This is a genomic window from Balneolales bacterium ANBcel1, assembly GCA_029688905.1.
GTDB lineage: Bacteria > Bacteroidota > Rhodothermia > Balneolales > Natronogracilivirgulaceae > SLLW01.
In genome coordinates this window covers 355,004-381,420 of record JARULB010000001.1, presented here as the reverse complement: position 1 = coordinate 381,420, position 26,417 = coordinate 355,004, and the positions used below count along the sequence as shown (strand labels likewise).

General features: G+C 55.3%; 23 protein-coding genes. 18 read left to right on the top strand and 5 right to left on the bottom strand.

Annotation, left to right across the window (positions count from 1 at the left end; genetic code table 11):
• Positions 1-249: 249 nt before the first annotated feature.
• From QA596_01475 to QA596_01465, 3 genes are all read left to right on the top strand, one after another.
• On the top strand, positions 250-1,542 hold the full coding sequence (locus QA596_01475) for a CinA family nicotinamide mononucleotide deamidase-related protein (GenBank protein MDG5766117.1): 1,293 nt from the start codon (positions 250-252) through the stop codon (positions 1,540-1,542).
• A complete protein-coding gene (locus QA596_01470) occupies positions 1,539-3,773 on the top strand; it encodes a TonB-dependent receptor (GenBank protein MDG5766116.1) in 2,235 nt (744 codons plus the stop codon). The genes QA596_01475 and QA596_01470 overlap by 4 nt, the downstream gene beginning before the upstream one ends.
• A gap of 69 nt (positions 3,774-3,842) precedes the next feature.
• Positions 3,843-4,724 carry a permease-like cell division protein FtsX gene (locus tag QA596_01465; GenBank protein ID MDG5766115.1) on the top strand — a complete coding sequence of 294 codons (882 nt, stop codon included), beginning with the start codon at positions 3,843-3,845 and terminating at the stop codon, positions 4,722-4,724.
• A 206-nt stretch (positions 4,725-4,930) separates the two neighbouring features.
• On the opposite strand, the gene QA596_01460 is transcribed toward QA596_01465, so the two are convergent.
• Entirely contained in the window at positions 4,931-5,437 is a 507-nt protein-coding gene (locus QA596_01460) for a transcriptional repressor (GenBank protein ID MDG5766114.1), read from the bottom strand.
• Between the two features lie 132 nt (positions 5,438-5,569).
• Here QA596_01460 and QA596_01455 point away from each other — a divergent pair, with 132 nt between their 5' ends.
• Entirely contained in the window at positions 5,570-6,094 is a 525-nt protein-coding gene (locus QA596_01455; GenBank protein MDG5766113.1) for an inorganic diphosphatase, read from the top strand.
• 61 nt (positions 6,095-6,155) lie between these two features.
• Here the strand turns inward: QA596_01455 and QA596_01450 are convergent, their stop codons facing one another.
• Positions 6,156-7,313, bottom strand: coding sequence for a cysteine desulfurase family protein (locus tag QA596_01450; protein ID MDG5766112.1), 1,158 nt, complete (start codon positions 7,311-7,313; stop codon positions 6,156-6,158).
• Between the two features lie 128 nt (positions 7,314-7,441).
• Between QA596_01450 and QA596_01445 the strand changes: the two genes are divergently transcribed.
• The gene (locus QA596_01445) at positions 7,442-8,635 is read left to right on the top strand and encodes a phosphoglycerate kinase (GenBank protein ID MDG5766111.1); all 1,194 of its coding nucleotides are present in this window, start codon (positions 7,442-7,444) and stop codon (positions 8,633-8,635) included.
• A 75-nt stretch (positions 8,636-8,710) separates the two neighbouring features.
• On the opposite strand, the gene QA596_01440 is transcribed toward QA596_01445, so the two are convergent.
• Complete coding sequence (locus QA596_01440) at positions 8,711-9,328, bottom strand: hypothetical protein (protein MDG5766110.1); 618 nt, start codon at positions 9,326-9,328, stop codon at positions 8,711-8,713.
• Between the two features lie 136 nt (positions 9,329-9,464).
• On the opposite strand from QA596_01440, the gene ndk reads away from it, so the two are divergent.
• Both ndk and QA596_01430 read left to right on the top strand, forming a co-directional pair.
• Entirely contained in the window at positions 9,465-9,896 is a 432-nt protein-coding gene (gene ndk, locus QA596_01435) for a nucleoside-diphosphate kinase (protein ID MDG5766109.1), read from the top strand.
• Between the two features lie 358 nt (positions 9,897-10,254).
• A complete protein-coding gene (locus QA596_01430) occupies positions 10,255-10,977 on the top strand; it encodes a hypothetical protein (GenBank protein ID MDG5766108.1) in 723 nt (240 codons plus the stop codon).
• Here QA596_01430 and rlmB read toward each other — a convergent pair.
• Positions 10,948-11,697, bottom strand: coding sequence for a 23S rRNA (guanosine(2251)-2'-O)-methyltransferase RlmB (gene rlmB, locus QA596_01425; GenBank protein MDG5766107.1), 750 nt, complete (start codon positions 11,695-11,697; stop codon positions 10,948-10,950). The two genes, QA596_01430 and rlmB, sit on opposite strands and share 30 nt — an antisense overlap.
• 323 nt (positions 11,698-12,020) lie before the next feature.
• Between rlmB and QA596_01420 the strand changes: the two genes are divergently transcribed.
• Together QA596_01420 and QA596_01415 are read left to right on the top strand one after the other, a co-directional pair.
• A complete protein-coding gene (locus QA596_01420) occupies positions 12,021-13,676 on the top strand; it encodes a CTP synthase (GenBank protein MDG5766106.1) in 1,656 nt (551 codons plus the stop codon).
• Positions 13,676-14,173, top strand: coding sequence for an NUDIX hydrolase (locus tag QA596_01415; protein MDG5766105.1), 498 nt, complete (start codon positions 13,676-13,678; stop codon positions 14,171-14,173). Before QA596_01420 ends, QA596_01415 begins: the two co-directional genes overlap by 1 nt.
• Here the strand turns inward: QA596_01415 and QA596_01410 are convergent.
• Positions 14,160-14,621, bottom strand: a complete 462-nt coding sequence (locus QA596_01410) for a hypothetical protein (protein ID MDG5766104.1) — start codon at positions 14,619-14,621, stop codon at positions 14,160-14,162. The genes QA596_01415 and QA596_01410 overlap by 14 nt on opposite strands.
• Positions 14,622-14,863: 242 nt before the next feature.
• Here QA596_01410 and QA596_01405 point away from each other — a divergent pair, with 242 nt between their 5' ends.
• From QA596_01405 to QA596_01365, 9 genes are all read left to right on the top strand, one after another.
• On the top strand, positions 14,864-16,546 hold the full coding sequence (locus tag QA596_01405; protein MDG5766103.1) for an NAD+ synthase: 1,683 nt from the start codon (positions 14,864-14,866) through the stop codon (positions 16,544-16,546).
• Positions 16,547-16,667: 121 nt separating this feature from the next.
• The gene (locus QA596_01400; protein ID MDG5766102.1) at positions 16,668-18,680 is read left to right on the top strand and encodes a LysM peptidoglycan-binding domain-containing protein; all 2,013 of its coding nucleotides are present in this window, start codon (positions 16,668-16,670) and stop codon (positions 18,678-18,680) included.
• Between the two features lie 45 nt (positions 18,681-18,725).
• Complete coding sequence (locus QA596_01395; GenBank protein ID MDG5766101.1) at positions 18,726-20,375, top strand: S41 family peptidase; 1,650 nt, start codon at positions 18,726-18,728, stop codon at positions 20,373-20,375.
• Between the two features lie 2 nt (positions 20,376-20,377).
• Positions 20,378-21,238, top strand: coding sequence for a PHP domain-containing protein (locus tag QA596_01390; GenBank protein ID MDG5766100.1), 861 nt, complete (start codon positions 20,378-20,380; stop codon positions 21,236-21,238).
• Positions 21,229-21,705: a 6,7-dimethyl-8-ribityllumazine synthase gene (gene ribE, locus QA596_01385; GenBank protein ID MDG5766099.1), complete on the top strand. Its 477-nt coding sequence runs from the start codon at positions 21,229-21,231 to the stop codon at positions 21,703-21,705. The genes QA596_01390 and ribE overlap by 10 nt, the downstream gene beginning before the upstream one ends.
• 52 nt (positions 21,706-21,757) lie before the next feature.
• Entirely contained in the window at positions 21,758-22,573 is an 816-nt protein-coding gene (locus tag QA596_01380; GenBank protein ID MDG5766098.1) for an isoprenyl transferase, read from the top strand.
• Positions 22,574-22,637: 64 nt separating this feature from the next.
• Positions 22,638-25,133, top strand: a complete 2,496-nt coding sequence (gene bamA / locus QA596_01375; GenBank protein ID MDG5766097.1) for an outer membrane protein assembly factor BamA — start codon at positions 22,638-22,640, stop codon at positions 25,131-25,133.
• A complete protein-coding gene (locus QA596_01370) occupies positions 25,133-25,678 on the top strand; it encodes an OmpH family outer membrane protein (protein MDG5766096.1) in 546 nt (181 codons plus the stop codon). Before bamA ends, QA596_01370 begins: the two co-directional genes overlap by 1 nt.
• Before the next feature lie 116 nt (positions 25,679-25,794).
• Positions 25,795-26,319, top strand: coding sequence for an OmpH family outer membrane protein (locus tag QA596_01365; GenBank protein ID MDG5766095.1), 525 nt, complete (start codon positions 25,795-25,797; stop codon positions 26,317-26,319).
• Positions 26,320-26,417 lie beyond the last annotated feature (98 nt).

Genomic DNA, 26,417 nt, shown 5'->3' with positions numbered 1-26,417 from the left:
AAAAGTTGCGCCACTCTAAAAGCAGAATTGTGCTTCCGGATGCGGTGCCCGGCCTGGCGGCAGAAAACAGTCCGGTTCACACTTTTTCACTATCTTGGACCGTCAGGTATTCTCCTGTGTCGGCATTCCGGCCTGCGGGGTTCCGGCTCTGTAGTTCTACGCGCCGGCTCCACCCTGTCTTGCTCTCCTGCCGGCGGGCTGATATTTTAACCATGCCGAATCCTGCTGCTGTTAATAATCCGGTGTACTATGATAACTCATTCGGCCTGTGTGCTGACGATTGGCGATGAACTTCTGAACGGGGATGTGATCAACACGAATGCATCCCGGATCGCGCACGCCCTGCGGCGAATCGGCGTACCCTGCCGAACCATGCTTTCGGTGGCCGACCGGCAGGATGATATCCTCAATGCCCTGCGCTTTGGGTGGAACCGCCACGACCTGGTGATTGTCACCGGCGGACTCGGTCCCACTCGTGATGATGTCACCAAAAACGCCCTGCTCACCTTTTTTGACGACACGCTGGTCAGGGATGAACACGTGCTGACCCACGTGACCGATTATTTCAGACAAAAAGGCAGGACGATCAGCGACCAGAACCGCGGCCAGGCGGATGTGCCCTCCCGGGCGTCTGTGCTCTTCAATGACCTGGGCACCGCTCCGGGGTTTTTGTATGACGAGAGTGAAAAACTGCTGGCCGTGCTGCCCGGCGTCCCATACGAAATGGAGTACCTGCTAAGCAAACGCCTGATACCGGAGCTGGAGAAACGATGGCATGAGTCGGAGCGGCTTGTGCGTCAGTGCTATTTTCGCACGACGGGTATCGGAGAGAGCGAATTGGGCGAAAAGGTGCTCTACGGACTGGATTCTCGCATTCCGGCATCCGTGGATGTGGCCTTTCTTCCGCACCCTCAGGGCGTTGATATCCGGGTAACCGAGATAAACGGCAGTTCCGGTACGGTGTTCGACGAACTGACCGGATGGATCCGGAACGCAACCGGAGAGTACCTGTTTTCGGAGAATTACGGTGACTCCCTGGCGCACCATATCATCCGGCTGCTGTCGCAGGAAAAAAAGACCCTCGCCGTGGCGGAGAGCTGCACCGGAGGGTATCTGGCGGATGCGCTTACCGATGTTCCCGGCAGCAGCGCCTGTTTTCGGGGTGGGGTAGTGGCTTATGAAAACCGTATCAAGGTAGTCTATCTGGGAGTCAGGGAGCGGCTGCTTGACAAACATGGCGCCGTCAGTGCTCCTGTAGCGCTCGAGATGGCCGCAGGCGTAGGTGAACGGATGAATGCCGATTTCGGCATCGCCACCACCGGAGTGGCCGGGCCCGGCGGTGGTACCGCGCAGAAACCCGTCGGTACCGTCTGGGTAGGCTTCTGGGCCCGCTCCGGCACCCATTTTGCCTGCCGCTACCAGCTCACGCCGGAGCGGCTGGTCAACAAGGAGCGAAGTTTTGCCGTGGCCATGGACCTGCTGCGCCGCCATCTGTGCGGTATCCCCGATTTTGCCCATAACCCCGAAGTCGTGCGCCCATGATCAGGTTAGTGATCATAGCGGTTTTGTGGACATGGGATCTGACCCCGCCCGGCCATTCCTTTGTCGATCCGCCCGATTCAACCGGCCGCGTTTTCTCAGAATCCGCGATCACCGGTTTGCCGGCCGAGGATCTCGCCTTCGGCAGTACGGTTAATGACGCGATTCCCGCCGACACCATTCGCATGCCTGGCGCAATCCTCCCGGGCTCCGGTCAACCATCCGAGGTACCTGCCGACACCGCCCGAGTTCCCGGCGAAATCACCCCGGGTTCCGATCAACCATCTGAAGCGCCTGCCGACACCACCCGTATTCCTGGTGATATCGACTCAGACCCTGATCGCATTTCTGATGTACCTGCCGATACCATCCCCGATCCCACGGAACCCGTGGAGCTTGAGCCCGTAGAATTGCTCGAAGTTCGCACTCCCTCGCAATTTCGTGAGGAGACTACCGACAGCCTTTTGCGCTGGCAGTTGTGGTCGGATCTCGGGGAGTGGGTGAGCCGCAGGCCGGGAGTGATCTCTTCGCAGCTCGACGGACAGGGGCGCAACGACGGGTTTCTGTTTCGTGCCCACGAAAACCGGCATCAGCTTCTGTACAGTGACGGTGTTCGCGTGAACGAGCGGATATTCGGATCCGCCAACCACAAACGCCTGCCGCATTACGGCCGGATCGCGTCGGTGCACACGTTTTCGGCTCCGATCCGCCATCGCACCGATGTTACGACCGTACGATACCATGTGGCGCGTCCGCTTACCCTCATCAACTATGAGCAAACGGCATTCAACTACCGTAGTACCGAAGGCTATCTTACCCGAAACATCCGGCCCGGAACCAATCTCTCTATCGCCTACTGGGGCAAGAACGAAGATGAGGGATACCGTAATAACTTCATGGGCGGCCGGAACGCATCCGTCACCGCCTATCACTATCTGACCGAATCCTGGATTCTCGAGGGCGGCTACCGGTTCAGCGGTCTGCAGTTCGGTGAGCCGCACGGATACGATATTGCGGATATGGCCGGTTTCGCGTTCAATCGGTTCAATGTGTTTCCGATCGAGTCACAGGCCCGGTCATCCATGCGCAATTCGGTTTACCGGCTAACCGCCTACCACCGCGAGCAGCCCGACCTGCCGGCGACCACCCGCCTCACGGTATATCACGACCGCTACCGCCGGTTGCACTACGGAAGTGTCGACAGCTCATCCGTACGAACGTTCACCACCGGATTCTCCGGCAGGCATATCCGTGATGTTGGTCCGCTGGAGCTTCAGGCGGAGCTGGAGTCGGAGTGGTCGGCCATCGACCGGGACCGTCACCAGACCATGGACAAGGACTCCTGGGCATACAATCGGGCAAAGGGCGTTGTACGGCTGCCGCTGCCCAACCGCTCCGCCCTGCATTCCTGGCTGCAAACAGCCTGGCGAACCGACGGGTTCACCGATTATGAACTGGGAACGCGTGCGGAGTGGCGGCTTGCTCGCGGCCTGATGGTGTATGCATCCTATGCCAGGGGAGAGCAGATGCCGCAGCCCGGACAGCTTTACTGGCGGGGCGGACCCATGCGCGGCAATCCGGATCTGCGCAACGAGATCATCCAGCGTGCCGAAACGGGAGCGCAGATTAACAGCCGTTCCTGGCAGCTGGGTGCCGAAGCGTTTGCCTCGCGAATCGACAATCCGGTGCTTGCGGGCCTGGATTCGACCTTCACCCAGGCCGGTTCCTACACCTCCGCAGGCGCCGCCGGTTGGATCTCCTACGACGGTACCCGATTTGAGTTCTCGCTATCCGGCACATTTCACCAGTATCTGTCGGACGATTCCCGCACAGAGAACCGTCTGCTTGACCAAAGCGGGCAACGCGCATGGACCCGTTTCTCCTTCTACTATAAAAATTATATCTACAACAGCGCTGCCTTCATGAAAACCGGTTTCTATCTGCAAGTTTCGCCAATCGCCTACCGGTCGGCGCGCTACTACCCGGAGATCGACTACTGGGATCCCAACTCCCTGCACCCAAATCCGGGCGCCGGCAGAATCGAGTCGCAGGCCATTCCGGAATTTGCAAGGCTGGATCTTGAACTCACCGCTCGCGTGCGTTCGGCAATTTTTTTATTGCGGATGGAAAACGCTCTGGATAATTGGCTGCAGCAAGGCTATTTTGAGACGGCCTACCAGCCCATGCCGGCCCGTCGCCTGAGATTCGGCGTGCGATGGGTGCTGCGCAACTGAACCATGTTCCCGGCGGAAAGAAACGCAACGGAACAAACCGTCCCGAAACAGAATAATATATAGCCGGTTATGAGTGTCTCCTATGTGATAAAAGAGGGATTTTCAGGATTCCGCCGCACCCGGCTTGCCAGTACAACCTCTGTTATCGCCCTGGTTATCGCCACCCTGCTCATCGGGCTGCTGGTCCGTTTCGGCTACAACGGATTCCAGGTGGTTCAGACCATGAAGCAGTCGATCGATGTGGAGGTGTTTCTGCTTGATATCAACGAGCAGCGAACCAACCGCATCGCCTCCGAACTCGTAGAATATCCCCAGGTTATCGGTGTTGATTATATCAGCAAAGAGGACGCGGAAGAGATTTTCAGGCGCGAATTCGGTACCGAAGGAGACCTGCTGGCCGACCTCAATTTCTTGCCGGCCTCCTTCAAACTCTCCCTGGCGCCCGATGCCACATCCGGCGAAATCCTCAGCATGGTCGAGGAAATTGAAAGGTTTCAGGGGGTGGATGAGGTCGTCTTCAACCAGCAGCTTCTCGAAACCCTGGAAGAACGGCTGGAAATGCTTGCCCTGGCCGGAGCGGGAATCGGCCTGTTTATACTGTTCACCGCTGTAGTACTGGTTTTCAATACCATACGGCTAACCATCTATGCCAAGCGCGATATCATCCGGACCATGAAACTGGTAGGTGCTACCAACGGATTCATCCGCCGGCCCTTTCTGCTTGAGGGCCTGATACAGGGCGTTCTGGGAGCGGCCATAGCCATCGGACTGCACTGGCTGCTGTTTCAGCTGATTATACCCTACTACATCCCCCAATTCGGTGTGCTTGCCTGGCCACTTGACCGGTGGTACTACCTCACCGGAGGTATGCTGGCCCTCTCGCTGGTCATGGGACTTTGGGGCAGCAGGTGGGCGACCCGCAAATTCATCAGCAAGACCGCCATCGGCTGAGTCAGGACGCGGGGTGACAGTGCCGGTCAGCGGCACGGATTGGCAAACGGGTGCGTTTGAGCGTGGGGCAACAGGTTCTGCTCTCTGCTGCGTCTTGCGGTGTACGTGCAAACGGGAAGGAACAGGCAGCCCCGGGATGTGACGATTTGCCTTTTGCGGGGCTGCTTCCGCAGGATAAGTCGGGATGATGTGTGCGGCGAAACCTGTCAGTCGGTTTTCGAAGCCTTCTCTCTCGGTTTTTTTTCCGGTTCGTTGGTGCAATTCTCCGGATCGCTGCAGGTTCCGTAAAAATGAAGCGAATGGCCGTCAATCGAAAAGTCATGAATTTTTTCCAGCATGCTTTTTATTTCCTGAAGCCGGGGGTCGCAAAACTCAATCACCTTTCCGCAGTTCTTGCAGATCATGTGATCGTGTTGCCGAAAGGCGTACGCCCTTTCGTAGATCGACTGGTTTTTCCCGAACTGGTGGCGCTGAACCAGCCCGGATTCAAGAAGCAGATCCAGCGTATTGTACACGGTTGCTCGCGATACGCGATACCCGATATTCTTCATCCGGAAATACATGTCGTCGGCATCGAAGTGCCCGTCCGCCCGGTAAATCTCCTCCAGAACCATAAAGCGCTCCGGGGTCTGACGGTGCTTCTTCTCCATCAGATAGTTACGGAAAATTTCCTTGACTTCGCTGATTAACTCCTCGCCTGCCGGGGTTGCCATAATTGTGGGGATGCGGTTGAAAAAATTGGAATTATGATATAACGATAATCATTCCTTAAATTGTATAAGGTACATTTTGTTAAGAATAAATGCCTGTGAAACCGTAATTCATCATCAAAAAAAAGTAACCGCATGACAGAATCCATGGACAGCCTGACAGTCATCATCGAGATACCGAAAGGGAGCAGAAATAAATACGAATTCGACAAAGACACCGGCCAGATCAGGTTTGACAGAATGCTTTTTTCTGCAGTCCACTATCCGAGTGATTACGGTTTCATCCCCAATACTCTGGCACTGGACGGAGACGCGCTGGATGCGCTGGTGCTGGTCACGGAACCGACCTTCCCCGGCTGCCTCATTGAGGCCAAACCCATTGGGCTGTTCAAGATGTGGGATGAGAAGGGCCCGGATGAAAAAATTCTGTGTGTTCCGGTCAGAGACCCCCTTTGGAACCATATCACATCGCTGGATGAACTGGCCCCTCACATGCTTCACGAGATCGAGCATTTTTTCCAGGTTTACAAGGATCTTGAGGACAAGAAAACCGGCACCGACGGCTGGTACGGACTCGACAAGGCCAGGGAGATTATCCGCGATTGTCATGAGCGATACGAGGAAGAGGCGCGCACGGTCGAATCCGGCTCTTCAGAATAGATCTCCGGTATGGGTAACCGGGGGCGCGATAACCCGGATAAAGAGGCACTGCGTGGGCCGGTCAGGCGGGCACGGAGTGGCGGTCCACGATACGTTTCAGCGCATCCACAAGCTGATCCACTTCCGCAGCGGTGTTGGTTTTCCCGATACTGAAGCGCAGTGTGGATTTGGCCAGGGCCTCATTATAGCCAAGCGCCAGCATGACATGCGACGGTTTGACGGTTCCGGAAGTGCAAGCCGAGCCGTTCGAGCAGCAAATCCCCTCCATATCAAGGTTCAGCAGCAGCATTTCTCCGTCGAGAGGCTCCCCCCGGTTGTCGGTCACAGTGACGCTTACAATATGATGCATCCCGTTATCCGGATCACCGTTGAACCGGATGGTATCACCGAACGCGGCCCGGAGTCCGTCGACCATGCGCCGTTTTAACCTGGCGATGTGTCGGGTATTCTCCTCCATTTCCTCCAGGGCGAGCTCCAGGGCACGGCCCATGCCCGCGATTCCTGGGGCATTGAGTGTTCCTCCCCGCCGTGCGCGCTCCTGTGATCCGCCGTGCATCCAGGTTGACCAGGGGGTTCCCCCGCGGACGTACAGTGCACCTGCGCCGTTCGGGCCGTTGAATTTGTGAGCGCTCATCGTTAGCATGTCGACACCGAGCCGGTCGACGTTCACGGGAATCTTTCCGATCGACTGGACCGTGTCGCAGTGAAACGGTATGCCGTGCCGGCTGCAGACTGCCGCCAGGTCGGCAACCGGATTCACGGTGCCGGTCTCGTTATTGACATGCATCAGGCTCACCAGGGCGGTTTCCGGCGTAATCGCTTCTTCCAGCGCCTCGGGAGTCACCATCCCTGTTTCGTCCAGCCCGGCATAAGTGACTGTATACCCGATCGTAACCGCTTCTTCGACCGGGTGAAGCACTGCGTTGTGTTCGGTACGGGCAGTGACGATATGCTTTCCGTTCCGGTTCTTCAATGTGCCGAAAATGGCGGCGTTGTTCCCTTCCGTTCCACCACTGGTAAAAATGATTTCGGCAGGCTCCGCTCCAATGGCGCGCGCTATCCTGCCCCGGAAGGTTTCCACATAAACGTTGGGTTTTCTACCCATGTGATGAATCGAGGAGGGGTTGCCGTAATCGTCCTTCAAGAATGGAAGCATGGCGTCCAGAACCCTGGGATCCAGTGGTGTTGTTGCGGCATGGTCGAAGTAAACTGTGGGCATCTGCTTAATTTTGGTTTCCGAAAATCGTATCTTTGGCCACGAGATAAACGATTTTTAAAAAAGAAGGAGTGCGCAGTTTGAAGCGCATCCACATAAAATAACGCTTAATTCAAAAGGAATCATTACCAATGGCAAAACTATCACTGAAAGATCTGGATCTGAAAGGCAAAACGGTTGTGATGCGAGTAGACTTCAACGTTCCGTTGAAAGATGGTGTCATCGGGGACGACAACCGGATTCGTCAGGCCCTGCCGAGTATTACCCATGTTATTGAAGGCGGTGCCAGGCTGGTGCTCCTGAGCCATCTCGGGCGCCCGAAGGGCGAGCCCAAACCGGAATTCAGCCTCAAGCCGGTTGCGGAGCATCTGAAAACGCTGGTCCCGGGGGAGGTGTTTTTCGGGGAGGACTGTATCGGTGACAAGGCGAAAGCCGCAGTGGATCAGGCATCGGCCGGCGACATTGTACTGCTGGAAAACGTGCGCTTCCATCCGGAAGAGACCAAAAACGATCCTGAATTCTCCAAAAAGCTGGCCGCACACGGCGATGTGTTTGTGAATGATGCTTTCGGCAGCAGCCACCGTGCACACAGTTCCGTCGCGGGTATTACCGAGCATCTGCAGCCGGCCGCTTCCGGCTATCTGCTGATGAAGGAGATCGAGTACCTCCAGAACAGTGTTGAAAACCCGAAGCGTCCTTTTGTGGCAGTACTGGGCGGCGCCAAAGTATCCGACAAAATCGGTGTCATTGAAAACCTGATCACCAAAGTGGATACCATTATTATTGGCGGCGGTATGACCTATACCTTCTACAAGGCCAAAGGCCTGCCCATCGGCAATTCCCTGCTGGAAGAGGATAAAGTCGAACTTGCGGGATCCCTTTTGGAGAAGGCGAAAGCCAATAACGTGGAAATCCTGCTGCCGATTGATTCGGTCGTGGGCCGGGAATTCAAGGAGGATACCGAAACCAAAACCGTGGCCGAAGACGGTATCGAAGAGGGCTGGCTGGCTCTGGATATCGGGCCGAAATCTGCCGAACTGTTTGGCGATGAAATCAAGAAAGCCAAAACAGTGATCTGGAACGGTCCGATGGGCGTTTTTGAGATGGAGGCGTTTGCCAAGGGCACGTTCGCGGTGGCCGGGGCTATGAGTACGGCAACCGAAAACGGCGGCATCACCATCATCGGCGGGGGCGATTCGGCATCCGCGATTAAAAAAGCGGGGCTGGAGGAGAAGGTCTCGCACGTCTCGACCGGCGGCGGCGCCAGCCTGGAGTATCTGGAAGGAAAGGTGCTCCCGGGCATCAGCAGCCTGACCGACAAGTAAGGCGCTCCGATCTGGGAACAGCGGCCTGTCGCAACAAAGCGGCGGGCCGTTTTCTTTTTGAGGCGCCGTTCGCGGCTAGAGCTCTTTGATCCAGAACGTCATGCTCTTGCCGGTTTCTTTGGTGTGACCGACGTCTTTCCAGTGGAAGGTGGTCTTCATCTCCGGTATTTTGCGGAATCCGCGTTTTTCCCAGAAACGGTCAAGCGGCACGTAGTTTTCGGGGCGGAGCGGATGGTTTTCCGGCCTGTCAACCGCGCAGAAGGTCAAATACCGAAACTGTGGATTCTTGCGTGCGAAAGCCTCTCTTTCCAGAAAGAACCGGACTCCGAGTCCGCGGCCACGCCAGGAGGGTTCCAGCACGGATTCCCCGAAATAGAAGTACTCGTCCGGATTCAATCCCTTTTCCAGGAAGGGAGCTTTTACCTCATCGGTTTCGTCACTCAGCGGCAGGGCGGTGGAGGCTCCGACCGCATGGCCGTTATCGAGCACCAGCACCGTAATCGCGGCGGGATTGTCCATGTAAGTGGAGAGGTACTTCTGCTCGTAGGCCATATCCCCGTCATACAGATAGGGGAAAGCCCGGAATACCGAAATCCTCAGGTGCGCCAGGGTTTCCAGATGGGGACGAAGTTCCTCTCCGGTAACAATCCGGATTTCGGGTTCAGAGCTTTTGGAACGGGATCCATTTTCCATATAAAAATAATATGAATTTTAGTGAAAGAAAAAATGTTGTTCTGCATTAAACACTTTATATTTGGTGCACTTTGGCACCAGGCCTTTGAAACAGAAAAACATATGAAAACAACAGCTAACAGTTAAACAGATTAGAATGGCGAAAGAACAAACTCTTGCGATCCTGAAACCGGATTGTGTGAAGAAAAACCTGACCGGTGAAGTGATAAAACGTATTCAGGATGCCGGATTTACCATAAAGGCGATGAAGATGACACGGTTCACCAAAGAAACAGCAAGCATATTTTATGCCGTTCACGAAGGGCGTCCATTTTTTGACATGCTTGTCGAATTCATGACCAGCGGCCCATGCGTTCCTCTGCTGCTTGAGAAAGAGAACGCCGTTTCCGATTTCAGAGCTTTGATTGGCGCGACCAATCCGGAGGAAGCCGAGGAGGGTACCATCCGTAAGGCATTCGCAGAAAGTACGAAAGTAAACGTTGTTCATGGTTCGGATTCCGTGGAGAACGGGAAAAGGGAAGGAGCCTTTTTCTTTACCGAACAGGAAGTTGTATCCAACCAGCAATAGCGGCAGGTCGTCCGGTGTCTTCCCGCCGGCCCGCATTCCGCCGAAACCGGTGAACTCTCCGGCAAAGTAGCATTAATCCGGGTTCGTTTGAATTGCGTACTGAGGTGAAGCTAATTCCGAAACGGGAATCAAAGTGGCGAAAGGGCCGGCTTTTCCGGCAGTTTATGAGGTGTGAGGAAGTGCGAAGCAGGTTCCGTAACTGGCTGTTTCAGCGGCAACTGGCCGGCAGCTTCAGCAGTCTGATGAGGGGCATGGTGTTGTGTGACAAAAGACGGGATAATTGTCCCTGCAGTTAACCGGATTATTTTGTAATCTGGAATGTTCTGTAACTGTCCACCTCCAGGGAAAATGCGATCATATGGAACGAATTCCAGCTGATTTTGTGGCCAAAATGTCACACGACCTCAAAACTCCGGTCGGCAACGCCATGATGTATGCCGAACTGATGGCCGAAGATATCCGTACGCTTTTAGAGGAACATCCGGAACTCGGCGACCATCTTCTGCCTCTCGAGCACTACTGCAAAAACATCCATCTATCTTCATCCAAGCTGATCAACGCTATCCAGAGCTGGGGCTATTCGTTCCAGATCGAGGATAACGTGTTTCAGATCGATGAGACGGCTGTCAACCTGAAGGATATGCTGGAGGGTGCAATCAAAGCAAACCAGCTGTTTATCAAGGGCAAGTCGCTTCAGGTGAGTTTCGACTACGCATCTGCAACAGAAGTCTACCACACCGATCAGGAGCTGATCAAGCTGGTCTTTGATAATCTGCTGACCCTGTTCATCACCATGGGCCGTAATGGTGCGGCCATCCATGTGGATGTTACTGATGATGAAAATGGAATCCTTTTTCGGTTTCTGGCTCCGGACGCCGCCTTTCATCCGAAACTTGTAGATGTCTTTTCATCGGACATTCGCATCCGGGACCGCATGGCCCCGGAACAGGGAGTGCTGAAACCGGGTGGCTACAATCTGATATTCGTCAATCTGGCACTCCGGTATATCGGGGGCGCCACCGGTGTGGATGATGAGGAGACCCGGCCCCGATCATTCTGGTTTCGGCTGCCTCTGACGTAATATTTCATAGCAGAGCAGCGATGCGCTCACCGAGGCGTTGAGCGACTCAATGCCGGAGGCCATGGGAATGCGCACCAGCATGTCGCAGTGCTCACGTGTTTTCTTTCGAATGCCCTTGTCTTCGCTGCCGATCATGACCACCAGAGGCATGTCATACCGCTGCTCCCAAAGAGTCGCGGGAGCGTCCATGGCGGTTCCGCATACCCAGAAACCGGCATCCTTCAGCTTTTCAAGGGCCTGATTGGTATTGCCCACCCGTATCACGGGCAGGCGCAGAACCGCACCGGCAGAAGCCTTCATCACCGCGCCGGTCAGGGGCGCCTGGCGATGCTTCGGCACCATCACCCCGGCGGCACCTGCCGCGGCCGCACTTCGGATGATGGCTCCGAAATTATGCGGATCGTCGATTTCATCCAGCGCCAGCAGCACCGGGTTGGTGCCCGGCTCCACCGAAGCCAGCCAATCGTCCAGTTCCACATAACCCGCTTCGCTGATTGCGGCAACGACCCCCTGATCGTTCACGGCCCCCACCAGCTCAAAAAGCTTTTTGCCCGGAACACGCTGCACGGGAACCCTTCCTGCCGAAGCGAGCTGCTCCAGCTCGCGTGCCGTCCTCCCCTGCATCTGTTGCTTGATGTAGAGTTTGGTGACATGCTCCGGCCGGCTGTCAAGAAACTCCATCACTGCATTCCGGCCGTATATGTAGTTTTCGGTACTCATTCTGCTCCCGTCGATTGTGGTTGATTTCTTACCAAGACACCCGACAAGATAACCATCCTGCGGAAGAGCCCAAGGGACAATCAGGAACCGTTTGAGTAAATGAAGCATCCCCCCCCGCCAAGGAGGCCGGTCTCGTCCGGCAGTTGACTTTACGCTCCGCTTACAGGCACGGACGCCGGCTTGTTTCAGCCCGGGTAACACGCCGTATTGCCGTTGCACCCCGCCGTTTTCCGTTCCGGTTCGAAAAAGTGGAAATCCGATTTGAACCCTGCAGTGAATACCGCTATTTTTCTGCAACCTTTCACCTGATCCGTTCGCATCCAATGGAACCGAAATATATTTTTGTGACCGGGGGAGTTACGTCTTCTCTCGGCAAGGGGATAATTTGTTCATCCCTCGGACTCCTTCTCGCCACCCGGGGCCTCAAAGTCACCATCCAGAAACTCGATCCCTATATTAACGTCGATCCCGGAACCATGAACCCCTATGAACACGGGGAGGTGTACGTAACCGACGACGGAGCAGAAACAGACCTGGATCTCGGGCATTACGAGCGCTTTTTGGGAGTACCTACCTCCCAGGAAAATAATGTCACAACCGGGCGCATTTACTACGACGTCATCAACAAGGAACGCAAGGGCGAATACCTCGGGCAGACCGTGCAGGTCATTCCGCACATCACCGACGAAATCAAGTCGCGCGTCAAAGCCATCGGCGAATCCGGCAAATACGACATAATCATTGTGGAAATCGGCGGTACCGTCGGCGATATCGAAGGGCTGCCCTACATCGAGGCCATGCGGCAGCTGCGGTACGATGTCGGCAAGGAGAACACCACCTCCATCCACCTTACACTGGTTCCCTATCTCAAGGCGGCGGGAGAGCTCAAGACCAAGCCCACCCAGCATTCGGTCAAAACCATCTACGAACTCGGCATGCAGCCGGATATCCTGGTGTGCCGGGCCGAAGTGCCGCTCGACCACTCCATCCGCCGCAAAATCGCGCAGTTTTGCAATGTGGAGAATGAGGATGTCATCGCCTCCCTGGATGCCAAATCGATCTACGAGGTCCCCCTGTTGATGAAAGAGGAGGGGCTGGACCGCCGCGTCATCCGAAAGCTGAAGCTCGAGACGGGAGAACCGGACCTCGGCAGCTGGTGCCGTTTTGTAAAAGCGGTATCCAATCCTGAACGGGCTATTCGCGTCGCGCTGGTCGGCAAGTATGTGGACCATCAGGACGCCTATCTCTCCATAGTGGAGGCTTTTAAACATGCCGGCGCAGTGAATAACTGCGAAGTTGAAATCGTCTGGGTCTCATCTGATCACCTGAAGGAACGTGACCTGGAGTCACATTTTGACGGGGTCTCAGGCATTCTCGTTGCCCCCGGTTTCGGTGGAAGGGGCATCGATGGAAAGCTGGTCGCCATCCGGTACGCGCGGGAAAAGAACATCCCGTTTTTCGGAATCTGCCTGGGGATGCAGTGTGCACTTATTGAGTATTCCCGCAATGTATGCGGCTGGGAGGATGCCAACAGCACCGAATTTGATCAGGATACCACACACCCGGTTGTGGATTTGATGCTGGAGCAGAAAAGTATCGACGACAAGGGGGGCACCATGAGGCTGGGTGCGTACGACTGTGCCCTGGAAAAGGGATCCCGCTCACGTGAGGCATACGGGGAACCGTCCATCCGGGAACGCCATCGCCATCGATACGAGCTGAACAATGCGTATCTGAAGGAGTTCAAGAATCACGGACTCTCCGTTGCGGGTATCAACCCGGAGCGAAACCTTGTTGAAATCATCGAAATCCCCGGACATCCCTGGTTTGTGGGTGTGCAGTTTCATCCGGAACTGAAAAGCACCGTTGCCAGGCCGCACCGGCTGTTTGTCAGTTTTGTTGAAGCGGCACTCGAATACGCCGGCAACAATGGCGCGGTGGAAGCGGTCGGGACGGTAGACAAAGCTCAGTCGGAATAATGGCAGGCAGGGCCGCAGACGAGCATCGGCAGACAGATCATTCAGAGGATGTTCGAATTCGTGTGAACGGTCTGGTTGTATTGGATCGGGCGCTATTGATGGTGCAATTAATGTCACCGGTGGCCAACCGGCTTATCTGGATGCCGCCGGGCGGAGGCGTGAAGTTCGGGGAGACGTTGCAGGCCGCCGCAAAACGGGAAATCCTCGAAGAGACCAACCTGGTTGTGGATGTGGGGCCGCTCTGGTATCTCAATGAAATTCACTCGCCCGGAATCCATGCGGTGGAGTTCTATTTTCGGTGCAGCCTCCGCGGCGGATCGCTTGAGACCGGCAGGGATCCCGAATACGGCACAGATCAGCAGATAATCCGCGATGCCGCATTTATCCCCATCGATGAACTCGTCCGCCCCGACATCCATCCGGAATACCTGCGCAGTGGTTTTGCCGGAGACTTCGAAAATGAAAGCGCCGTACTTCCCCGGTTTATTTCGGTTTAATCCGGATCGGCCGGGCCATTCGGGTCTTGAAGTCCCGGTAATCATCATTCCATTCGAGGTGCTCCAAACGAAAGCTGTGCTTTAGTCCGATGAGCATCATTCCGGGAAAGTGTTTGGGGAAGGTGTCGAAACAAAGCTCCCTGAATCCAAGCTCTGCGGCATCCGCCATCATGGCAAACAGAAGCTTTTCGGCGACACCATTTCTCCGGAAAAGGGGGTGAGTCGCGCTTTTGGCTGAATAGAAACAGAGCTGGTCAAGGGCGTAGCCTATCTTGAAACCGGCAAACTGTCCCTGAATATGGGCGGTCAGGAAGATCAACGGGTCGTGATCCAGGCGGTTAATCAGCCGGTTTTCCCCGAAAACGAAGCGGTTCAGATTCCGCACTTCGTCCAGGTACTTCAGTCCACCCCGTTCAATTACAATATGGTCAGCGGGTTTTTCCAGCAACGATTTTGACGCTTTTGCTTACAGCGGTATCTTTTAATGAAAAGGACAGCCGGGCGGTTTCCCTCATGCCGGCCAGGTTTTCGGCGGGCAACCGGCTACCGGTGTCGGCGGGACGGTTTTTTCCTGTGCCGGAGGCGAGCTGATACAAGAAATTACCGAACCGACAGCTGAAGCCGGCGAAACTTCGTCCAATGTAACATATCCGGCATTTAATCGAAATTTTTAAACATCGGCTCATCCGTATGCAAATTCGAATTCAGCAACTCAATGTGATCGTCGGTGATATCGGCGGAAACACCGATGCCATCCTGAAGGCGCTGCGGGAGGCCGAAGCAGGCGGAGTTGATCTGCTTGTGTTGCCCGAGCTGGTGGTCTGCGGATACCCGCCTATGGATCTCGTTGAGCGCCGGGCGTTTCTGAAGGCGGTATTCGACTGCAATGAACGCATCATCCGGGCAACCGGCAAAACCGCACTCCTTTTCGGGACCATCCGCCCCAATACCACATCTTCCGGCCGCCCCGTTTTTAACGCCGCACTGCTGGCGCATCAGGGCAATCTGGTGGATGAAATCCATAAGACATTGCTCCCCACCTACGATGTATTCGATGAGTTCCGGTATTTTGAGCCCAACCGGTCGGTACATGTAACCGAATGGGCCGGAAGGAAGTGGGGGGTCACGATTTGTGAAGATATCTGGAACAACCAGAACGAGTACAACTATCACAGTTACGACAAAGAGCCGGCAGCCGAACTGAAAGCGGCCGGTGCCGAAATACTTGTCAATATCTCGGCGTCACCGTTTACCCGGAGCAAGCCAGAACTGCGGGACGCCATGCTGTCCCGCCATGCATCCCGTCTGGACATGCCTCTGATCTACTGCAATCAGGTCGGCGCCAACACCGAGCTGATATTCGACGGTGCCGGCTCGGTGATCGATTCCAGCGGAAACCGGATCGCCAAACTGGCAACACTGCAGGAGGACTACGCCGATGTGCGATGGGAGGAAAGGAATCCGGTCAGCGTTCCCGGCGCTGGAATCACGGTCAAGCCGGTGCCCGGCCCCGAAGAACGGCTTTTCCAGGCGCTGGTTCTGGGCCTGCGCGACTATGTCGGTAAAAGCGGCATGCCCGGTCGGGTCGTGCTCGGTTTAAGCGGTGGGATCGACTCCGCCCTGACGGCCGCCATCGCCGCGGAGGCTCTCGGTGCCGAAAATGTACTGGGTGTGACCATGCCCTCCCGGTATTCGTCCACAGGGAGCGTGAGCGACTCCGAACTGCTCGCTGAAAACCTGGGTATTACACTGCACGAACTCCCGATCCGTGACATTTACGACCAGTTTCTGAAGACTCTGGCCCCGGTGTTTGGAGATACCCCGTTCGGGGTGGCGGAAGAGAATCTGCAGAGCCGGTCACGAGGTGCCATCCTCATGGGAATATCCAATAAATTTGGACATATGCTACTCAATACCGGCAACAAGTCGGAGCTGGCCGTCGGTTATTGCACGCTCTACGGCGATATGGCCGGGGGGCTTTCGGTCCTTTCGGATGTCTACAAGACCGAAGTCTATGCCATTTCGCGCTGGCTCAACCGGAGTTTTTACGGGCGGGAAGTCATCCCCGGTTCCACCATCGAAAAACCGCCGAGTGCGGAACTCCGGCCCGACCAAAAGGACACCGATTCGCTGCCCGGATACGATGTGCTGGACGCCGTTCTCAAGGCCTATATCGAGCAGCAGTTGCCTGCGGAAGAGATTGTTGCTGCCGGACATCCTCCCGAAGTGGTCAGAGAAGTGATCCGGCTGGTAGACCGTAACGAATACAAGCGCAGACAGGCCGCCCCGGGGCTGCGTGTTAGCTCCAAGGCCTTCGGATCAGGCCGACGGCTGCCGATCGTCCAGCGATGGACCGAAATGAAACAGGATTAAGCCGTGCCAGCTTTTTATTTCTCGCACTTTTAACGTAATTTCCTGAGTTATTACACACGCGGAATAGTGTAATATATTGAGATCAACCCTCCCCATTTTTTAGAGTTTGCAGGTTGCAGTTATGAAGAAGTTTTTTCTGATGTCGGTTTGTGTCCTGTTCTTTATCCCGGCCGGGCTTCCGGCCCTTGACCGGGATCGCGGCGTAGGCTACCAGACCATTGAGCCTCGCACCCTGCATGTCAACCGGGCGCGTCTTCTGGAGCTGCCGGATATCGACCGGCTCGGCGGTTACGGCTATCGTGAGGAAACCGTCAAAACACCTGAAGAGCCGTCACGGACGCTGGACCGGGAGATGCTGCAGCGACTGGCGTATATCTATCGCGTACACCTGCTCTCACTCGAGGCGCAGGTCAGCGACGACCTGGTCAGCGCCGAGGAGTATATCACCGACGGACTGCTTGCGCTGCAGACCCTGATGGATGAGCATCCCGAAATTCAGAACAGCCGGCAGTTTGCCGAATTGTACCGGACGGTCATGACCGAGTACCAGGAGTTCTACGGTATCACCGACACCATCGTCAGTGAAAAGGGGGAAATCTTTCAGGTACATCGGGATATGATGCAGGCCGAGGAAGACGACTGGTTCAGCCATCAGCGCTTTTTGCTGCCCGAAGATCTGGAGACCAACCAGACACAGGTTCCGCTCATCCGAAACCAACAGGTCAACAACCACATCGCGTATCTGACCGTGCGCAGGCCGGAGATCATGGAACGGTGGCTCGAACGATCCGCCTACTATTTTCCGATGATGCGAGAAATTTTCCAGGATGAGGGAGTTCCCGAAGAGCTGATACACCTCTCCATGATCGAGAGCGGCCTGGTTCCCACGGCCAGTTCAAGCGCCCGCGCCGTGGGCCTCTGGCAGTTTATCTACGCCACGGGCTCGGTTTACGGCCTCGAGAGAAACTGGTGGATTGACGAGCGGCGTGACCCGGTGAAATCGACCCGTGCCGCGGCGCGCCATCTGCGCGATTTGCACGAGTACTGGAACGGCGACTGGCATCTGGCTCTGGCCAATTATAACGTGAGCACCCGGCGCATGCTCAGTTCGGTGCGCCTCGCGGGGGGAGAGCGGAATTACTGGGAGATCTACCCGTTTCTGCCGCGCGAAACACGCGGATATGTGCCGGGTTACATAGCCGCAACCCTCATCGCCATGAATCCCGAGGATTTTGGTTTTGATGCATCCCACGATGATGTTGTCCCCTACTCCTTTGATGTCGTGGATATCGAGGGTTCGGTAGAGTTAAGTGTACTGGCGGAAGCCGCCGGAATTACCACCCAGGAGCTGCGCAACCTCAATCCCGAGCTGCTGCGGTGGGCGACACCGCCCGGCGATAACCCTTATCCGCTTAAAATACCAGCCGGAACCACCGATGCGTTCATGGAGGCGTACCGTGAGATACCGGAAGAGAAGCGAATCAACAATCTGGTCATCCACACCGTAAAGCGGGGCGAGACCCTCGGGCTGATCGCCAACCGGTACGGAACCACCGTCCGGTCGCTCTATCAGGCCAATGAGGGGTTGTCCAGCATCATCCACCCCGGCCAGGATCTGGTGATTCCCGTACCGGATGGAGGCAATGTTGCCATTCGCGCCGAAGAACCGTCACGGGCGCAGACGGCACGGCAGCGTACCGCGTCCCAGGCTCCGAGTCCGAACCGGCCGGCCAATTCGGCTGCGGTTACCTACGTGGTCAAATCCGGCGATACCGTCGGACACATAGCGGAGTGGTTCGACACACAGGCGTGGCGGGTCCGTTCCTGGAATAATATCGGAAACCTGATTCGCCCCGGTCAGCGTCTGACGCTCTATGTGCCGGCAAACCTTCGCGACCAGTACGCGCAGCTGAACGATATGACCAGAGCGCAACGCGATAATTTCTCCGTAGGGTCAGCCACCACCCGCCTGGCAAGTGACGAAGGCGGTCATCGGGTGTATACCGTTCAGCGCAACGACAACCTCTCCAATATCGCGCGCTCGTTCAATACCACAGTGGGAGCGATTCAGAGCGCCAACAACCTGCAGACAACACGAATTTATCCGGGTCAGACGTTACGCATTCCCAACTGAGTTACCGCTTCACTTCGGAGTGATCGTCTCCCTAACCCATCGCATATGCGAAATTCACCTCGTTTTTTACTGGTTTTTGTGCTGATACTTGGCCTGACGAGTGCCGGCTTCATCCTGCGGTCTTCCGACTCCTATTTCCTCATCAAGAAAAACTTCACCATCTTCAGTGAGGTCTATGAAAGCGTGGCCAATATTTATGTGGATGAAGTGGACCCGGACCGTCTCATACGACGGGGAATCGATGCCATGCTCGAAGAGCTGGATCCCTATACGGTGCTAATTGATGAAAGTGAAAGCCGACGCATGGACATGGTCACCACAGGTCAATATGCCGGAGTGGGCCTCGAGGTCGGCGCCAGGGGCGGCCGGTTGGTGGTAATTGCCCCGACCGAAGGCTACTCGGCCGAGCGAAGGGGCGTCCGCGCCGGCGATGTGATCGTAAAAGCCGATGGAATTGATGTTGAGCGGATGAGTCCCGAAGATTTACAGAGTCTGCTGCGCGGCGACCCCGGCACCACCGTGATCCTGACCATCCGGCGCACAGGCATCGAGGAACTACTCGATTTTGAACTGACTCGCGAGATTATTGAGGTTCGCAATGTCTCCTACGCCGGCCTGCTCGATACCGAGCCGCGTATCGGCTACATCCATCTGAGCCGTTTCGCGCAAAACGCCGCCGAAGAGGTCAGGGATGCCATCCTGGAGCTGCAAGAAGAGGAGCCGCTGGAGGCTCTGGTACTTGATCTGCGAAATAACCCGGGCGGATTGCTGGAGGAGTCGGTGAGGATCATCGACAAATTTGTGCCCGCCGGCGAACGGGTAGTCTGGACCGAAGGGCGCCTTCCGCGGGCCAACCAGACCTATGAAACATCCGAAACTCCGGTGTTTCCCGACAGACCCCTGATCGTCCTTCAGAACAACGGCAGCGCCAGCGCTTCGGAGATCGTCAGCGGGGCGCTTCAGGACCTGGACCGCGCCGTAGTTGTCGGAGAGCGGAGCTTCGGCAAAGGCCTGGTGCAGATTGTTCGGGAGCTGTCCTACAACACCTCGCTTAAAATCACCACCTCAAAATATTATATGCCGAGCGGCCGGTCGATCCAGTCGTCCCCGTTTGTCACCGAAGAGGAGCTTGCCGGGATGGATGTAGTTCCGGATTCGCTGCGAACACCCTTTACCACGCGTTCGGGGCGTACCGTGTACGAGGGCATCGGAATCGAACCCGATGTGTCGATTTCCATGCCCCGCCAGAGCATGCTCGAGATCGCCCTGCTTCAAAACAGCCACTACTTCTTTTTCGCCAGCGAATATACCGCCGACCACGACTCGCTGCCTCCCGGCCTTGATCTTAACGAGGTGTATTCCGACTTTTTGACGTATCTCGACGAGCAGGATTTCAGCTATACCACCAGGGCCGAAAGACACCTGAAACATGTTCTGGAATCGCTTGAAGAAGCGCTCGGGGAGGATGTTTCCGGCCGCATCGCCGACATGGAGGAGCTGATCGCGCTGAAGAAGGAACATCAGCTCGAACAGGACGCCGAAACCATCCGCCGTGAACTCTACCTGGAACTGCTATCCCGTTTTGAGGGCCACAGCGGCCGTATCAGAGAGTCACTGAAAACCGACCCTGTCGCCCTCGGCGCCGTTGAGCTGCTGCAGGACTCCGTCGGGTACGCAACCATTCTGAAACCCTGATTTTGCCAAGAGCCGATCTGCATATCCATACCATCCGTTCCGACGGCAAGCTGACACCCGCGCAGATTGTTGCCCAGGCCGTAGAGCGTAAGCTGGACGTGATCGCCATCACCGATCACGATACCGACTCCGGTGTGAAAGAGGCCCGGCAGGCGGCCCGGGAGGAAGAGTTGTGCGTGGTTCGGGGAGCCGAGGTGAGTACGCTCTTTGAGGACAGCGAGTGCCATTTGCTCGCCTATGCCTTTGAGGATGAATCTGTTATGCAGCAGCTTTTTGCGGATCAGAAAAAACGCCGGATTTCCCGTGCCAGGCGAATCATTGAAAAGCTCAACCGGCTCGGATTTGATATCTCATTTGACGAAGTGCTGGGTGAGGCGGGCCGGGCATCCATCGGCAGGCCGCATATTGCCCGCGTCATGATCAGCAAGGGATATGCCGCGAACACCCAGGAAGCGTTCTTCCGTTATTTGGGAAATCAGGCCTCCGCATACCACAAAATTGATTATCCCGAAATTGTGGACGCCATCGAAATGGTACACCAAAGCGGCGGCCTGGCCGTATTGGCCCATCCTGGAAACCATTACAACTTTTTGCAGCTCAAGCAACTCAAGGAGTACGGAATGGATGGCATCGAATGCTATCATCCGTCCCATAACAGCGCCCACCAGCGGCGATATCTGGAGTATTGCAACACCACCGGACTTATGGCCACCGGCGGATCGGACTTTCACGGCTCCGTTGCAGACTATTACCACCTCGGGGTCGTATATTGCACGCTCGAACCGGACAGCCCCCTGCTTAACGGGCAGGAGGCCAGGCAATCCGAAACAACTCAAACTTATCCGGAAATTATATGCAAGTGAACAAGATAGAAGGATCGTTCAACGTTACCAATGCCAGAATCGGTATTGTGGTATCCCGATGGAACAGCTTCATCACCGAGCGATTGCTCGAAGGGGCTGTCGATACGCTCAAACGGCACGGGGTTGAAGAATCCCGTATTGATGCGGTATATTGCCCCGGTTCATTTGAAATACCGCTGGTCACGGCCAGGCTGGCGGAAAGCGGCAAGTACGATGCACTCATTTGTCTGGGTGTGGTCATTCGTGGTTCAACACCACATTTCGATTTTGTTGCGGGTTCGGCCACCCGGGGAATATCGGACGTCATGCTGCAATACAAAATACCCGTTGGGTTTGGAGTACTCACAACCGATTCAATTGAACAGGCCATAGAAAGGGCCGGAACAAAAGCCGGCAACAAAGGTGGTGAAGCGGCGATGACCGTCCTCGAAATGATTTCGCTTTACGGCAAAATCGACAGCCTGTAAGGGCATGTATGGTTTTGGGATGCTAAATGATGAACACTAAAAGCAGAAATTATTGAATACCGCAGGATTTTCAAATAACGACATATCGGCAGAAGATCGGGAAAAACAGACACTGCTTCAGGAACAGGGGCCCATCCCCCGGCATATTGCCGTGATTATGGATGGAAACGGCCGATGGGCCAAAAGCAGGGGCAGTATGCGTATTTTCGGCCATAAAGCAGGGGTCGAGTCGGTCAGAGACACAACGGAAGCGTGTGCCCAGGTCGGGGTTAAACATCTTACACTGTACGCGTTTTCCACCGAAAACTGGGACCGGCCCAAAAGCGAAGTGAGTGCCCTCATGAAACTGCTGGTTCAGTCGCTCCGGAACGAAACCCGCAAACTGGATGATAACGACATACGGCTCACCACCATCGGGGAAACCGACCGGCTGCCGCCGTCGTGCCGCCGTGAACTCGAAGACGCCATGGCCCTTACCGAGAACAACAGCCGCATGGAGCTCTGCCTCGCGTTGAGTTATTCCGGCCGTTGGGACATCCGACAGGCAATGGCGGCTATTTCAGAAAAAGTGAGGGATGGACTGCTTGATGCCGCCGATGTTTCCGACGAAATGATCAGCGACCATCTCGCGACGGCCCGAATGCCCGATCCGGAGCTCATCATCCGTACCAGCGGAGAGCTCAGGCTCAGCAACTTTTTACTCTGGCAATCGGCTTACTCCGAGCTCTATGTAACCGACACATTCTGGCCCGACTTCCGGCGTAACGAGCTGTACAAAGCCATTGCATCCTTTCAGAAACGCGAACGCCGGTTTGGTAAAGTTCTTCACGGGGCAGAGGTGCAGGAATCCACAGCAGCTTTTCGATAACCAACAGCGAACTTTTTTATACTAATTCAAATTTCCAGGGCGTTCCATAACCGTGTTTTATAGTTTGAAGAAAATATTAATTCCAGCGGCGGTCATTATTTCAGGGCTTCTTGCCGCAATGCCATCAACGGCACAAAATGTCACCGGTACAACTGCGGGCGAGGCCGAATTCCGCCCGACAAACCCTTTCGACGAGCAGCCGCGTCTCTACGAGATTCTCGAAATTACCGCTACGGGAAGCCAGTTTTACAGCGAAACATTTATCGTATCCACATCCAATCTCCGGGTCGGTTCCAACATCCGTATTCCGGGGGAGGATATACCGCAGGCTATTCGGAGGCTCCACAACACCGGACTCTTTTCCGATGTCAGGATCTTCAAGGAGGAGGTTGAGCCGGGTGCGATAAATATTGAGATTGTTGTGCAGGAACAGCCCCGCCTCGAGGATTTCAGCTTCGAGGGAGCCCGCCGTTCGCATCGGCGCGACCTGCGTGAAAAGCTGCCTCTGTCCACCGGTTTTGCCGTTACAGAATCCGCCAAAGCCCAGTCGGTCAATACCATCAAACGGTACTACGAAGAACAGGGATACCGCAATACCGCTGTTGATGTAATTGTGACCGATACCGATACGCTGCGCAACCGGGTGTCGCTGCTCTTCGATATCGACCGGGGCGAGCGTATTCAGATCCGGTCCATCACTTTTGAAGGAAACGATGCGTTTTCCGACCGCAGGCTCCGAAGAAATCTGGGTGATGTGAAACGGGACCGCTGGTGGCGGATTTTCACCAGGCAAACCTTCAGCAGGGACGAGTTCGATGAGGGCAAGGAAGAGATGCTCCAGTACTACCGCCGGAACGGCTTTATGGATGCCCGCATCATTGAGGATTCGGTCTATGTCTATTCCCGAAGAAGGGACAAGGAAGCGATCGGAATCTTCCTGAGGGTGGTTGAAGGTCCGCAGTACCATGTCAGAAATATCGATTGGGACGGCAATACCGTCTATACAGATCAACAGCTGACCGACGCGCTTGACATGAGCAGCGGGGATGTGTTCAACGAACAGCGGTTCGAAGAGAACCTGAGGATGAACCGCGACAACACCGATGTTACCAGCATGTACAACGATGTCGGCTATCTCTTTTTCCAGGTGCAGCCTGAATTCAACAGGGTGGAGGGCGACTCACTGGACATCTCCCTGTTCATTATTGAAGATGAAATCGCAACCATTCGCAGGGTTGAGTTTTCCGGTAACACCAAGACCCACGACAACGTCGTCCGCCGAAATCTCAGGAACATCCCCGGAGCGCGCTACAGCCGGTCGGCTATCATGCGCTCCATCCGCGAATTGTCCCAGCTTGGCTATTTCAACCCCGAATCGATCCAGCCCGATCTCGATGTCGATTATGAGGCCAAGGAAGTGGATATCATTTACATGCTGGATGAAACCCAGGGAACGGATAACTTCGAGTTTTCTGGCGGATATGGCGGGCGCCAGTTCGGGCTCATTCTCTCGGCACGGGTTAACTTCAACAATTTCTCCGCCAGAAACCTGTTTAATTCATCCGCCTGGCGGCCACTGCCCAGCGGCGACGGTCAAAGACTCTCGCTCGGCGTTCAGGTGACCGGAAGCGGCTATCAAAACTTCAGCTTCGGTTTTCAGGAGCCCTGGTTCCTCGGGCGGCCGAACTCGTTCGGAATCAACCTGTCCTACAGCCTGTTCAGCGGCCGCAGCAGCACCGGATTCACACAGAGCTCGGCCCGGCAGGAGATGTTCATGGGATCGGTCTCCTATGGACGCCGCCTCAGCTGGCCGGATGACTACTTCCGCCATATTACCCGTCTCCGATATCAGTATTTTGATGTCGACAGCTATGTGGCTCTGCTCGGCGGACAGGCCAACATCCTTTCACTGGAACAGATTATTGAGCGAAACTCCATCGATAACCCGCTTTCGCCCAGCGCAGGGTCCAGGCTCCGGCTCAGTTTCGAAGCAGCCCCGCCCATGCCCGGCTTTTCGCAGTATTTCAAGACCGGCCTCTCCTGGCAGTACCATATTCCCATCGTGGGCAAACTGGTCTCCTCTTACGGGGCCGAGTACGGCTATATGAGCTGGTTCAGCAGTTCCGACCGAAGCCAGTTCCAACGTTTTTATCTCGGTGGAACGGCACTGCAGCAGCAGCAGGTATTCACCCGGGACAACATCGACATGAGAGGATACCCGGGAGGGTTTGAAGGTTCCATCTCCCCGTACCGGGATGGACAGGAGATCGGCGGTACCGTCTATAACAAGTATTTTGCCGAAATGCGATACCCGCTCATAAGCAGCGAACAGATTCAATTCATCCCCTATACCTTTGTGGAGGCCGGAAATTCGTTTCTCGGTTATAAGGAGTTCGACCCGTTTAATGTCAAACGGGCCGCCGGATTCGGTGCGCGCATTTTCATGCCCATCCTTGGCCTGGTGGATCTGAGTTACGGTTACCGGTTCGACGGACTCGAAGCGCCCGGTGTGAATGCCGGCGAATGGCAATTCCTGTTTAATATCGGAGCACCGTTTTGATGACGAACAAACTCTGGTTATCAGTCTTGTTTGCGGGCATAATTCTGGCTGGGCTTGCCGTCCAGGCCACCGCGCAGCAGAGAATCGGTTATGTGGATACCGATTTCATGATGGAGCATATTCCCGAATACACCGGTATCCAGCAACGCCTGGAAACACTCGCTTCCAACTGGCGGGAGGAGATAAACGATCAGCAGGTGGAGATCGAACAGCTGCAGCAGGAGTTTGAAGCGCGGGAAATTCTGTTTACGCCGGATGTGAGACGACAACGGCAACAGGAAATCGACCAGAAAATTCGTGAAAGGGAACAGCTGATCGAGCGGCGGTTCGGTCCGGACGGCGACTACTTCCGGCAGCAGCAGGAACTGCTCGAACCCCTCCAACAACGCATCCTGGATGCGGTGGTCACCGTTGCCGAAAGGGACGGATATGATCACGTCTACGACCGGGCCGGTGACTACCTGTTTCTTTATTCCCGACAGCGCCATGACCTTAGCCGTGACGTGCTGAATGAAATGGGTATCTTTATCGAGGATAATTTCTAAGCATTCACACAATTATTGAGTACGCCCGCACGTATTTCCATATGATCTTTTGCAATCGCTGCACGAAAAGTCTTATCTTCCAAAAATTTTCAGATCAACTGATCTACAGTATTTCTATGAAGCCATTTCTATTGACCGTATTTGCGACGCTCCTGATAGCGGGATCGCTTGTCGCGCAACCAAGAATCGGATATATGAATCCCCAGGAGGTTCTGGACAACCTGCCGGAAAGAAACGCCATTGAGAGGCAGCTTAATCGATTCATCGACCAAAGGGAACAGGAGTTTGAAGAGCGGGCGATTGAATTTCAAAATATGCTGGCCCGTTTTCAGCAGGAAGCACCGGATCTGTCGGAAGCGGAAACCCGCCGGCGCCAGCAGGAGCTTCAGGTACTGGACCAGGAGCTTAGTGAATTTCAGCAGCGGATACAGCGTGAACTCGAACAGCGGCAGTCGGAACTGCTCAGCCCCGTTCTGCAGGAAATGAACCGGATTATTGAGCAGCTGGCAACGGAAAAGCAGCTCGATTATGTGATCAACGAAGCAACGAGCCAGGGTGAACTGCTTCTTTTGTATGTATCCCAGCAGGGCAAAGATGAACTTGACCTCACCCAGCAGGTCATTGCCAGAATGACAAACTGAGTTTCAATCGTTAACGGTGGCGTGCGAGGCCGGAAAGTCAGAATACCGGATTTGCCGGAAAGCCCGCAACGCCCCTCCAATTTGTGATCTTACTAAAT

Bases quoted from the DNA above. Each gene is read 5' to 3' on its own strand.
- QA596_01465 (MDG5766115.1), top strand. From the start codon at position 3,843: ATGAGTGTCTCCTATGTGATAAAAGAGGGATTTTCAGGATTCCGCCGC.
- rlmB (MDG5766107.1), bottom strand. From the start codon at position 11,697: ATGAGTACCGAAAACTACATATACGGCCGGAATGCAGTGATGGAGTTT.
- QA596_01400 (MDG5766102.1), top strand. From the start codon at position 16,668: ATGAAGAAGTTTTTTCTGATGTCGGTTTGTGTCCTGTTCTTTATCCCG.
- QA596_01450 (MDG5766112.1), bottom strand. From the start codon at position 7,313: ATGCCCACAGTTTACTTCGACCATGCCGCAACAACACCACTGGATCCC.
- QA596_01475 (MDG5766117.1), top strand. From the start codon at position 250: ATGATAACTCATTCGGCCTGTGTGCTGACGATTGGCGATGAACTTCTG.
- QA596_01370 (MDG5766096.1), top strand. From the start codon at position 25,133: ATGACGAACAAACTCTGGTTATCAGTCTTGTTTGCGGGCATAATTCTG.
- QA596_01440 (MDG5766110.1), bottom strand. From the start codon at position 9,328: ATGGAAAATGGATCCCGTTCCAAAAGCTCTGAACCCGAAATCCGGATT.
- ndk (MDG5766109.1), top strand. From the start codon at position 9,465: ATGGCGAAAGAACAAACTCTTGCGATCCTGAAACCGGATTGTGTGAAG.
- QA596_01445 (MDG5766111.1), top strand. From the start codon at position 7,442: ATGGCAAAACTATCACTGAAAGATCTGGATCTGAAAGGCAAAACGGTT.
- QA596_01430 (MDG5766108.1), top strand. From the start codon at position 10,255: ATGGAACGAATTCCAGCTGATTTTGTGGCCAAAATGTCACACGACCTC.
- QA596_01415 (MDG5766105.1), top strand. From the start codon at position 13,676: ATGGCAGGCAGGGCCGCAGACGAGCATCGGCAGACAGATCATTCAGAG.
- QA596_01395 (MDG5766101.1), top strand. From the start codon at position 18,726: ATGCGAAATTCACCTCGTTTTTTACTGGTTTTTGTGCTGATACTTGGC.
- QA596_01420 (MDG5766106.1), top strand. From the start codon at position 12,021: ATGGAACCGAAATATATTTTTGTGACCGGGGGAGTTACGTCTTCTCTC.
- QA596_01470 (MDG5766116.1), top strand. From the start codon at position 1,539: ATGATCAGGTTAGTGATCATAGCGGTTTTGTGGACATGGGATCTGACC.
- QA596_01405 (MDG5766103.1), top strand. From the start codon at position 14,864: ATGCAAATTCGAATTCAGCAACTCAATGTGATCGTCGGTGATATCGGC.
- ribE (MDG5766099.1), top strand. From the start codon at position 21,229: ATGCAAGTGAACAAGATAGAAGGATCGTTCAACGTTACCAATGCCAGA.
- QA596_01455 (MDG5766113.1), top strand. From the start codon at position 5,570: ATGACAGAATCCATGGACAGCCTGACAGTCATCATCGAGATACCGAAA.
- QA596_01460 (MDG5766114.1), bottom strand. From the start codon at position 5,437: ATGGCAACCCCGGCAGGCGAGGAGTTAATCAGCGAAGTCAAGGAAATT.
- QA596_01365 (MDG5766095.1), top strand. From the start codon at position 25,795: ATGAAGCCATTTCTATTGACCGTATTTGCGACGCTCCTGATAGCGGGA.